The sequence below is a fragment of the Corynebacterium sp. genome (genome assembly GCF_030532325.1).
GTDB lineage: Bacteria > Actinomycetota > Actinomycetes > Mycobacteriales > Mycobacteriaceae > Corynebacterium.
Genome location: NZ_JAUNLS010000025.1, coordinates 21,704 through 31,522, shown reverse-complemented (window position 1 = coordinate 31,522; position 9,819 = coordinate 21,704). Strand labels below are relative to the sequence as shown.

Annotated in this window: 9 protein-coding genes and 1 other RNA gene; 2 read left to right on the top strand and 8 right to left on the bottom strand. The window is 64.1% G+C overall.

The window, feature by feature from the left end; translation table 11 throughout:
- The first annotated feature begins 260 nt into the window (after window positions 1-260).
- Window positions 261-355: signal recognition particle sRNA small type (gene ffs, locus Q4E25_RS10795), an RNA gene on the top strand.
- A 110-nt stretch (window positions 356-465) separates the two neighbouring features.
- Here the strand turns inward: ffs and Q4E25_RS10790 are convergent.
- The 5 genes from Q4E25_RS10790 to gluQRS all read right to left on the bottom strand — a co-directional run bounded on the left by Q4E25_RS10790 (window position 466) and on the right by gluQRS (window position 5,870).
- The gene (locus Q4E25_RS10790; protein ID WP_303156991.1) at window positions 466-1,230 is read right to left on the bottom strand and encodes a transcriptional regulator; all 765 of its coding nucleotides are present in this window, start codon (window positions 1,228-1,230) and stop codon (window positions 466-468) included.
- Between the two features lie 194 nt (window positions 1,231-1,424).
- On the bottom strand, window positions 1,425-2,825 hold the full coding sequence (locus tag Q4E25_RS10785; RefSeq protein ID WP_303156989.1) for an L-serine ammonia-lyase: 1,401 nt from the start codon (window positions 2,823-2,825) through the stop codon (window positions 1,425-1,427).
- 60 nt (window positions 2,826-2,885) lie between these two features.
- Window positions 2,886-4,205, bottom strand: coding sequence for an aromatic amino acid transport family protein (locus tag Q4E25_RS10780; protein ID WP_303156988.1), 1,320 nt, complete (start codon window positions 4,203-4,205; stop codon window positions 2,886-2,888).
- A 395-nt stretch (window positions 4,206-4,600) separates the two neighbouring features.
- Window positions 4,601-4,951 (bottom strand): hypothetical protein, encoded by a 351-nt coding sequence (locus Q4E25_RS10775; RefSeq protein WP_303156987.1) that lies wholly within the window; start codon window positions 4,949-4,951, stop codon window positions 4,601-4,603.
- Between the two features lie 10 nt (window positions 4,952-4,961).
- The gene (gene gluQRS, locus Q4E25_RS10770) at window positions 4,962-5,870 is read right to left on the bottom strand and encodes a tRNA glutamyl-Q(34) synthetase GluQRS (protein WP_303156985.1); all 909 of its coding nucleotides are present in this window, start codon (window positions 5,868-5,870) and stop codon (window positions 4,962-4,964) included.
- A gap of 53 nt (window positions 5,871-5,923) precedes the next feature.
- Between gluQRS and Q4E25_RS10765 the strand changes: the two genes are divergently transcribed.
- Window positions 5,924-7,333, top strand: coding sequence for a hypothetical protein (locus tag Q4E25_RS10765; RefSeq protein WP_303156982.1), 1,410 nt, complete (start codon window positions 5,924-5,926; stop codon window positions 7,331-7,333).
- On the opposite strand, the gene Q4E25_RS10760 is transcribed toward Q4E25_RS10765, so the two are convergent.
- From Q4E25_RS10760 to Q4E25_RS10750, 3 genes are read right to left on the bottom strand one after another with little or no spacing between them, the layout of a single operon-like run.
- Entirely contained in the window at window positions 7,330-7,842 is a 513-nt protein-coding gene (locus Q4E25_RS10760) for a hypothetical protein (RefSeq protein ID WP_303156980.1), read from the bottom strand. The two genes, Q4E25_RS10765 and Q4E25_RS10760, sit on opposite strands and share 4 nt — an antisense overlap.
- Window positions 7,839-8,849 carry a hypothetical protein gene (locus Q4E25_RS10755; RefSeq protein WP_303156978.1) on the bottom strand — a complete coding sequence of 337 codons (1,011 nt, stop codon included), beginning with the start codon at window positions 8,847-8,849 and terminating at the stop codon, window positions 7,839-7,841. The genes Q4E25_RS10760 and Q4E25_RS10755 overlap by 4 nt, the downstream gene beginning before the upstream one ends.
- Complete coding sequence (locus tag Q4E25_RS10750) at window positions 8,846-9,808, bottom strand: hypothetical protein (RefSeq protein WP_303156976.1); 963 nt, start codon at window positions 9,806-9,808, stop codon at window positions 8,846-8,848. The genes Q4E25_RS10755 and Q4E25_RS10750 overlap by 4 nt, the downstream gene beginning before the upstream one ends.
- Window positions 9,809-9,819 lie beyond the last annotated feature (11 nt).

The window sequence follows — 9,819 nt, the reverse complement described above, 5'->3', positions numbered from 1 at the left end:
GTGACTCCCGCACGCGTTCCAGGCGTGTGACATAGGCCGCTAGTCGAATCCTCCGCTGGAAAACATTACATGAGGCCCCCAACATTACAAAATCCCCTGGTCACTACACTTTTCCGCGGGTTTTCACGCTTGGCGCGAGATGCGTCGAATCAAGCGCATCGCATGACTCCGATAGCGGCGATATCGCCGCCCCGCGCGGGAGGCCGCGCAGAGCGCAGAGCTGGTTTGCCCCAACCCTGGCGCTCGCGCTAGGCTAAGCCACAGGATTCCGCGTGGCGTACATCCTCTGAACTCCCCCAGGGCAGGAATGCAGCAAGGGTCAGGAGGCTCTGACGGGTGCGCGGGGTCCGCTTAACGTTTTAGGGGGACTTAAGGCAGCACAGAGGCGGGGGATACCACCAAGGCCAAGCACACACAAGCGCCCCGCCGGGAATCCGACGAGGCGCCAAGCGCAGTCCAGAGGCTTTAGCTGCGCACCTGTGCAAGGTAGCGGTACACCGTGGGCTCAGAGACGCCTAGCCTCTCAGCTGCGGCGGCGATTCCACCCTTGAGCAGGAAGAATCCGTCTTGCTCCAGTTGGGAGACAACCTCGATGCGTTCCTTGGACTTCATGCGGTCCACGGGGACGTCGGTCTTGCTGAGCACCCCGGTGAGCATGTTATCGAGCAGCTCGTTGAGGCTTCCGCCGAGGACCTCGACGGCCTCGGCTTCGGCGGGAGCGTCCTCAAAGGTCGGGCGGGACTCCACGACGGAATCGGCGCGCTCCGGCGGGAAAGCATCAATCTTGTCCGGCATGGAGGAGATATCCTCCCCCATGAAACGGCGCAGGGCGTCCTCGATGTTGACCAGCTCGGTAACGTCGGCGTTGATGCACAGCATGCCGCGCAGACGGCCGTCCTCATCACGGATGAAGTAGCTCGAGGAGCGGCAGGCGCGCCCCTCACTGTTCACGGACTTGTACCCGGTCAGCGAGGGCACGTGGTTCTTTTCTGCCTGGCGCATGAACCACAGCGCAAAGTTGGTCACCGGACCGCCCACCACGCGGCCGCTGATGTGGCCGTTGGCAATTGCCACGATGGAGCATTCTGGGTCATCGAGGTCATGCAGCACCAGCTCGCAGTTCGGCCCAATGGCCGCCCCCAGGAACTCCACGAGCGGGATGTAGGGCCGCACCGTGGGGTTGCATTGAGGAGCGTGGCGCTCAATCACGTTGTTTAATCTCTTTCGCATGACTTGTTAGTTCCTTCACAACATTTTCTATCAGAAGATAGTCAGCACAGGGGCGGGTTTTCCACACAAGAGCCCGCGTGGGCTCCCGTCAGTGGAGCCCAAAAGAGCGCGGGCTCCCCACGGCCCGCGCTCACTTGGTTGGCTGATGTGCTTTCTGGCTGAACTATCCCCGGCGAAGCATTACCGGGTGGGCGTTACCAGCACGGCAGAGGCTTGGTGGTGGCGGGCTGCTGCTTGACGACGAGCGCCAGGCCGCCCAGTGAGGTCTCACGGTAGCGTTCGCGCATGTCGCGGCCCGTGCAGTACATGGTGTGTACAACCTCGTCGAAGTTGACGCTGGGCTGAGACTCGCGCTGCAGGGCCATGTTGGCTGCGCTGACGGCGTCGACAGCTCCGATGGCGTTGCGCTCGATGCAGGGGATCTGCACCTGGCCGCCCACCGGGTCGCAGGTCAGGCCGAGCTTGTGCTCCATCGCGATTTCGGCCGCGGTGAAGACCTGAGCGGGTGAGCCACCCAGCAGCTGGGCCAGGCCACCGGCGGCCATGGAGCAGGCCACGCCGACCTCACCCTGGCAGCCAACCTCAGCACCGGAGATGCTGGCGTTCTTCTTGTACAGCGAGCCGATGGCGGAGCAGGCCAGGAAGTAATCCGCCAGTACGCCCTCGAGCTGTTCCTCGGGGATGGTGCGGAACTTGATGTAGTAGGCCAGCACGGCCGGCAGGATTCCGCAGGCGCCGTTGGTCGGTGAGGTCACCACGCGGCCGCCGGCAGCGTTCTCCTCGTTGACCGCCAGGGCGAAGGCGTTGAGCCAGCTCATGACGGGCAGCTCTGCCTGGAAGGAGTCGCTCTCCAGGCGCTGGCGCAGCAGGGCCGCGCGGCGCGGAAGCTGCATCGGGCCGGGCAGCACGCCCTCGGTGGTGGTGCCGCGCTCGATGCCCTCCTTCATGACGGCCCAGACCTTAGCCATGTGGGCTCGGGTCTCCTCCTCCGGGCGCAGGGCGTTCTCGTTGGCCCAGATGACCTGCGGGATGGTGAGGTTCTCACGCTCGCAGATTTCCAGCAGCTCCTCGGCGCTATCGAACTCGTAGGGCACCGGGATGACCTCGGTAGAGTCCTTGCCAAAGTGCTCTTCGTCGGTGATGAAGCCGCCGCCGATGGAGTAATAGGTCTTGCTGAGCACGTAGCGCTGGCCCTGGTAGGCGGTGATGGTCATGCCGTTCTCGTGCAGCGGCAGGGAATCGCGGTTGAAGACCACGGCTTCGCCAGCCGGGAAGCTGACGGTGTGCAGGCCGCCGGCGATGGGCAGCTTGCCGGTCTCTTCCACCTTGGCCAGGAAGCGGGGGTACTCGTCGATGTCCACGGTCTCCGGCTGGAAGCCAGCCAGTCCGAGGGTGACGGCCTGGTCGGTGGCGTGGCCCTTGCCGGTCAGGGAGAGGGAGCCGTAGAGCTTGACGCGGATGTCGGTGACGTCCTCGGTGCGTCCGAGGGCCTTGAGTTCATCGATGAACGCCAGGCCAGCCTTCATGGGGCCAAGGGTGTGTGAGCTTGACGGACCGATTCCAATCTTGAACATGTCCATAACGCTGATGTACATCGTGTTTCCTTTGAAAGTAGGGGGTGGTCTCTTGGAGCGCAGCGGGGTGAGTCGCGCGGCTTAGAAGAGCTGGAAGATGTTGTAGAAGATGGTGCCGAAGGCGATGATGCCGATGCCCAGGGTGAAGTAGTTGGAGATGTGTCCGCGGAGCTTCTTCAGGGCGGGGACCTTCATGATGGCGATAATCGGCATGATGAAGAGGATGATGGCGATAGTCGGGCCACACATGGTCTCAATCATTCCGAGGACCGAGGGGTCAGCCCAGGCAACCAGCCAGGCGGAGACCAGCATGAAGATGAGGGTGGCGATGGACAGCGCCTTGTTGCGGGTCAGCTTGCCCTTGGAGGCCTTGACGACGATTCCCTCGAAGCCCTCAGCAGCGCCCAGGTAGTGGCCCAGGAAGGACTTGGCCACAGCAACCATGGCGACAATCGGGGCGACCCACTGGATGAGCGGGGAGTCAAAGTGGTTGGCCAGGTAGGACAGGATGGTGATGTTCTGGGCCTTGGCCTCGGCGAGGTCGGCCGGGCTCAGGGACAGCGTGGTGGACAGGATGAAGAACATGACCACGACAACCATGAGAGCCTCGGCGGCCAGCAGCACCTGGTTGACCTTGCGGTCAGCCCACGGGCCGTAGTTCCTGCGGCTATCGACTGCGAAGGAGGAAATGATGGGCGAGTGGTTGAAGGAGAAGACGAGCACCGGGACGAGCAGCAGGAGCGTCAGTGCGATGCCCTGGCCGCTGGACTGGGCGGCAACCTGCGGGTCGAAGGTCTCCAGGAAGGCGCCGTTCCACTTCGGGATGAGCATGATGGACAGAATCACCAGCACAGCGATGAAGGGGAAGACCAGGATACTCATCACGGAGGTGACGGCCTTCTGGCCCAGGCTCACGATGAGGATGAGGCCGCTGATGAGCACCAGGGACATCAGCCAGCGCGGCCAGGGGTCAACGCCCAGCTGGTTCTCCAGGAAGGAGTTGACCGTGTTGGTCATGGTCACTGAGTAGACCAGCAGGATGGGGTAAATGGAAAGGAAGTACAGGACCGTCATGGCGGCACCAGCCTTGGGGCCGAAGTGCTCACCGACGACGACGGTGATGTCACCCTCCGGGTCGGAGCCAGAGAGGACGAAGCGTGCCAGTGCGCGGTGTGCCCAGAAGGCCATCGGCAGCGCGAGGACCGCCATGACGATGATGGGGATGATGCCGCCGATACCGGCGTTGATGGGGAGGAAGAGGACGCCGGCGCCGATGGCGGTGCCAAACAGGCTCAGCATCCAGACAGTGTCATTCTTGTTCCACTTCGGGCAGTTTTCGGGGTGTGAGTCCTGCGGGGCGATACGTGCCTCGGACCCAATGTTCTCGACAGTGTGAGACATGTGCGAATCAATCTTTCCTAGCCCGCCTGGGGGCTATCTCATTTTCAGCTGCCCCCGTGTTCTGTGTTCTGCGAACTCAGTGTTCTGTGTACTCAGCACTTTTTGGGCAACTAAAAGCCTCTGCTCGGCACCTCCCGGCGCGGAGATAATTTCTTATCGCGATAACTTCATCTTAATGCACCGAGTCGCAGAAGAGAAGTTTTATGATCGGCTTCACATTTCACACACAAACACCGTTCCCACAGGTCAAAGGGCAAAAAGCAAACCTGTCGTACTGCAAGTTTCATCGCGCAGAAGCATCGTTGCTGATAAACGATAAAAATTTAGCATTCTCACAGTGAGAAAAAGATCAAACCGGGCGTACTACTACATGCCCGAATGAACAGAAACAGAAATTAACCGAAGACCGGCGGCTCGAAGCCCTCGTCCTTGAGCCACGCGACGTGCGGCGGCGTATTCATCCCCCACTCAGCACGTGCGGCGGCAAAGGCCTCTCTGATTTCCGCCTCGGTGAACCCGCCGTCGCGCAGGTACTGGCGGAAGCCGTTCTTCCCCGGCTCCATCACCCACAGCCACACGTAATCCTCAATCGTGTGATCCCCCAAAATATCGCGCATCCCCTCCGGGATGGACTCCCACCCGGCGCGCACGCGCTGCTCCAGGTCCTCCTCGAAGAAGTCGTAGAGGTAATCCAGGGCATCCTCGCCGTGGGCGTAGTCATAGGCGGGGTGATCAACAAAGTCCATGTGCCCCACCCTAATCTCTGCTCCCCTGCCAGATGTAGGGCTCCCGCGGCATGCGCTGCGGATCGAACTTCTCCAGCAGCTCAGCGGCGCTGCTGGCCTCGTAGCCCAGGGAGCAGGACATCTCCCGCAGAACGCGGGCCACGTCGCGCTCCTGAAGCAGCTGCCGCAGGGTCACCGCGCCGTCGCGCTTGGACAGCCGCACACCTTGCTCGTTGAGCACCAGCGGCACGTGGACGAACTCCGGAACCTCGTAGCCCAGCAGCGTGGCCAGGTAGGCCTGTCGCGGCGCGGAGGCAAGCAGGTCATCGCCGCGTACCACCTGGTCCACGCCCTGAAAGGCGTCATCGACGACCACCGCGAGGTTATAGGCCCAGCCAGCCTCCTGGCCGCCGCGGCGCAGAATGAAGTCATCCACGTCCCCGGTGTACTCCCCTACCAGGGCGTCGTGCACGGTGAACTTGGAAACCTCCGCGGCCAGGCGCAGCGCCGGCACGCGGCCCGCCGCGGCGAGTTCCGCACGCTTGGCGGCGCGGGTTTCCGCATCGAGGTTCCTGCACGTGCCAGGGTAGTGTCCCGGCACGGCGTGTGGGGCGCGGGCGGCTTCCTGGATGTCCTTGCGGGAGCAATAGCACTCGAAGGTGGGAAGTGCGGCCAGGGCGGCCTCGTAAGCCGCGAAACGGTCCTGCTGATAGAGCACCTCTCCGTCCCAGTCCAGGCCCAGGGTGGCCAGATCCTCCAGCTGGCGCGAGGCTGATTCCCGCGAGGAGCGCTGGGTGTCGATGTCCTCTACCCGCACCACGAAGCGCCGCCCCGTGGTGCGCGCCCACAGCCAGGCCAGCAGGGCCGTGCGGAGGTTGCCAAAGTGCAGATCACCACTCGGGCTGGGAGCGTAGCGCCCGGCGGGGGTAAGAGAGTTCATGGCTTCCCAGTCTACGGGCGAAATCTCCGGGCTCCTCCACTAGGATTTCCCCCATGGCTTCTGACGTGACATTCCCTCTCCTTGACGCAGCCGATGCCGAGCGCCTGTTGAACTACTCCAGTTCCCTCAGCGCGGGCTACGAGCTTCCAAGCGCGGAATACACGCACATCGAAGAGCAGATCAACCGCGTGTTGGTTGATGACGTCTTCCAGGGCAGCGCGGAGGACGCCGTTGCGGCCGCCTACTACCTCTTTGCCCGGGAGAACCTGCGCAAGGCAGCGGGCGTGCTTGACGACGTCCACGATTCCTACCGCGTTGTCTGCCTCGGCGCCCTCACCGGCATGCCTGCGCTGGTCGCCGTCGGCTACGAGCGCGTGGGCCGCATCTTCAACGAGCTCTCCTCCGCCGATGAGGCCATGCACTTCGCCGCCAAGTCCGCGTACGCGGGCAGCTCCAAGTTCCTCGACGAGCTCATCGAGCGCAAGCGCCAGCTCGACGCCGAGCAGGCCGCGCAGCAGGCACAGGCCCAGCGCGCGGAGCAGGAAGCCCCGGCCACTCAGGCGGAGAGCCCCGCCTCCCCACGTACCGCTTCACCGAGCTCCGCTGGGCTTAACGAGGTGCCTGAGTTCAGCGAGACCTACTCCTCCAGCCTGCGCAAGCGCCTTGATGCCGCCAAGAGCGGTGACGTGCGCTCCCACGGCGCACAGTTCGTAGAGATCAACGATGACATCGTCGCCTCCGCTTTCCCCCAGCCTGCCGCCGCGGAAACGCACCTGTCCGGCTCGCTGCTGGCTCAGGCGCTGACCATTACCCTCGAGTCCGCCGTGGGCGCTTTGTGGGCGGAAAGCTCCACGCACAGCTGCCAGCGCGTGGCCGCGCAATCCCTGGACGTCTTCAACGCGCTACGCGCTACCCCTGCCTATGAGCAGCTGCCCAGCCAGATGCTGGGGCGCTTCTACAGCGACGCCGCCGCGGCACTGAGCACTGACCCCCAGCTGCAGCTGGACTGCTACAAGTTGGCCGCACGCAGCTACAGCGACGCCGATAACACCGCCGAGGAGCTGGCCATGCTGCTCAAGGTCCTCGAGCAGGACCTGCTGAAGAATGATCGCGCCTTCGCCCACGATCTGCTGGCATCGCGCTACGTGGACGCCATGAAGCTGCGCGAGATCCCGGTGTCTGCAAAGTGGATTGTCCACTACTCCGAAACCCTGCGCACCGAGGCGGAGAACATGTACAAGTCCACCCAGGTGCTGCTGGACTTTTTGGATAAGCACCCGGCGGCGGAGGCCTCCACTCCCGCCGAGTACAACGGCCTAGCCGAGGCCGCCGAGCTACTCGGTGACCGCTACGCCGCGGGCAACGACGCCGAGCACTCCCGCAGCCTCTACCACTTTGCCTTCAACCTCTTCTCCGCCGCCGGCAACACCGCCGCACTCAACTCTTTGAGTGCCAAGGCCTAGCGTTTAGCGGCGCCCCCGAACCACTCGCGGTTGGCGGGCAGCCACATCGCCACGATGGCCGCCAGGCAGACCAGGGAGGCCGGCCACACGTTGGTCACCGGGATAAGCAGAACCACCAGCGCGCACAGCACGCTCAGCCCCACCCGCGCGAAGTTCTGCGCGTGCAGCAGGTAGACGATGAACACGCAGGCCACCAGCACCAACACGGCGATGAGGGAGCCGAACTCCGTGGAGAGCCGCTCCAGGCGGTTGGGATCAACCACGCCGCGCTCGTAGTCAATCAGATAGCACACGTAGTAGGCGGCGTAGGCCGCCACGCCAGCGCACAGCACCGCCGCGATCTTCAGCGGCCACGGCGCCCACGCGGCCTTCATATCCGCCGCGCGGCGCTTGCCGTAGGTGGCCTCCGCCACCTGCCCGTAGCGGTAGTCCTGCAGGGGCGGCTGGCCAGGGCCGGGCTGGGAAGGATTGGGCTGGGAAAAATTGGGTTGGGGGCTGCCAAAGGTCATAGGAGCTCTCCTGCGTACAGGCCCCGGCGGCTGAGAATCCAGCGAATCGGATCCAGCACGCGGTAGGGGGCGATGCCACTGCGCGCCAGCTGCCGGCCCGTGGGCGCCTCGCCGAGGGCGGAGGTGACAAAGAAGCTGCCGTCCTGAGCACGCATGGTGGACAGCTTGTTGATGAGGTCATTCGCCCCCAAAAAGCGCAGCAGAGACTCGGCCTCCTGGTGCACCATCCAGCGGTCGGCGTCGTAGTAGTTCCAGCCGGTATCGCGCAGGAAGGCCGCGCCTTTGTTGTTCATGATCTTCTTCCAGCGCGAATCATCAAGATCCTTCAGGGCCTGCACGGTGTCGAACTTGGAGATCGTCACCGCCAACGGCGGCGGGGTGTCCGTGCCCATGAGGCTGATGAGGTTATCCAGCACGATGAGCGGGTCCGAGCCCAGCTCGCCGATGTCCGGGATGAGGCCGTGGATGAAGTCCTGAATCTGCTGCACGCGCAGCGGGTCGAAGAGGAAGATCACCAGATCCGCATGCGCGAAGAAACTCAGGGCCTCGCGGTCCTCGGCGCGCTCCGGCGGATTCTCCAGGTCCTCGCCGGCCACATCGCGGAAGACCAGGTAGTTCACCCGCATAACGCCCTGCTCATCTGGCCATTCGCCGAGGTCGAAGATGAGCGGATCGCGCTGATAGGCGTCGGTAGCCACCGCGCTCGGGGTGGGGTCCATGCTCTTCATCTCCACGAAGAGCGGGCGTTCGTAGATTTCCGCGTAGCGCTCGCGGGTGGACTCATCCGCCGGCTGCACCGAGTGATCGTACTTGTGCGCCAGCTGCTTGAGCTGCTTGATGAGCACCGCGGTGTAGAGGGACTTGCCCGAGTTACGGGCACCAGCCATGGCCACGCAGTGGGTCACCGCCTCCGTCCACCCCGGCAGCAGTTCGCGCCCGGTGTAGGGGCTGACGGTGTCGCCCTCGCTCAGCGGCTGGAAGGTCCACGGGCACTGAGCCTGTGTCATGAGTTTCGCTCCTTTAGCATTGCGGTGACGTGATCAGTAAGCGCCGAGAGCTCGCGGGCGTCGCCAGTGGCCAGCTGCGTGACGACGTCCTCATCAATGACCGCCAGCGCCACCTTCTGTGGGTCGCTGGAAGCGCGCGCCAATTCGAGCTCCTGGCGGGCGATGGCGCCCACGATGAGTACCACGGTGGGCCGGCTGGCCTGCAGCATCGAGGTGACCGGACTGTCCGTGACGTAGATGAGCAGCGAGGCTCCCTGGGCCAGTCGCGGATCCTGCAACGGCCGCATGCCCACCCGGTCCGCCCCGGCGCGCACCGTCTGGGCGATGAACGCGCTGAGCTCGTCCACCTTGTGGGTGGTGATGGACTCCTTGCCATCGGTGGCCTGGAAGGTGCGGAAGGAATCCGCCAGGGCGTCGATGTACTTGGCAGTGGCCTCGATGGTCTCCGGGGTGGTGTTGACCTGCATGGACGCGGAGCTATCGAGGATCGCCGTGACGTCCTGCAGCTCGGAGACGTCCAGCTCCGCGCGGCGCATCTTGGAGCGCACCTCGCGGGCGGATTCTGTAATTCCCGCCCCCTCGGAGGAGCCGAAAGCCTCCAGCAGCACCCGGCCCTGCTGGGCGGTGAGCTCGGCGAGGCGCTCGGGGGAATCCTCGGCGGCGTCGATAAGCACGCGCGGGAAGGTCACGGTGTCCGCGGCATTGCTCACCGTCAGGCGCACCTCGCTGCGGCTGCCGTAGGTGCCAAAGTTCTTCGGCCGCACCAGCACGCTGGCGCGCTCCGGCAGCTCGTGCACCATGAGGCAGAGATCGTGCACGCGGGCGGATTTCACGTCGGGGCCCTCGATGACCAGCTCAATCTGAGCCTGCCCACCGCCCAGCTCGAAGGCCTCGATGCGCAGCGCCCCTTGGGCGGAGATGGAGCGGGCCTCACCATCCTTGAGTGTGTATTTAGCCATGTCCTTATCCC

Bases quoted from the DNA above. Each gene is read 5' to 3' on its own strand.
- Q4E25_RS10790 (WP_303156991.1), bottom strand. From the start codon at position 1,230: ATGCGAAAGAGATTAAACAACGTGATTGAGCGCCACGCTCCTCAATGC.
- Q4E25_RS10785 (WP_303156989.1), bottom strand. From the start codon at position 2,825: ATGTACATCAGCGTTATGGACATGTTCAAGATTGGAATCGGTCCGTCA.
- Q4E25_RS10780 (WP_303156988.1), bottom strand. From the start codon at position 4,205: ATGTCTCACACTGTCGAGAACATTGGGTCCGAGGCACGTATCGCCCCG.
- Q4E25_RS10775 (WP_303156987.1), bottom strand. From the start codon at position 4,951: ATGGACTTTGTTGATCACCCCGCCTATGACTACGCCCACGGCGAGGAT.
- gluQRS (WP_303156985.1), bottom strand. From the start codon at position 5,870: ATGAACTCTCTTACCCCCGCCGGGCGCTACGCTCCCAGCCCGAGTGGT.
- Q4E25_RS10765 (WP_303156982.1), top strand. From the start codon at position 5,924: ATGGCTTCTGACGTGACATTCCCTCTCCTTGACGCAGCCGATGCCGAG.
- Q4E25_RS10760 (WP_303156980.1), bottom strand. From the start codon at position 7,842: ATGACCTTTGGCAGCCCCCAACCCAATTTTTCCCAGCCCAATCCTTCC.
- Q4E25_RS10755 (WP_303156978.1), bottom strand. From the start codon at position 8,849: ATGACACAGGCTCAGTGCCCGTGGACCTTCCAGCCGCTGAGCGAGGGC.
- Q4E25_RS10750 (WP_303156976.1), bottom strand. From the start codon at position 9,808: ATGGCTAAATACACACTCAAGGATGGTGAGGCCCGCTCCATCTCCGCC.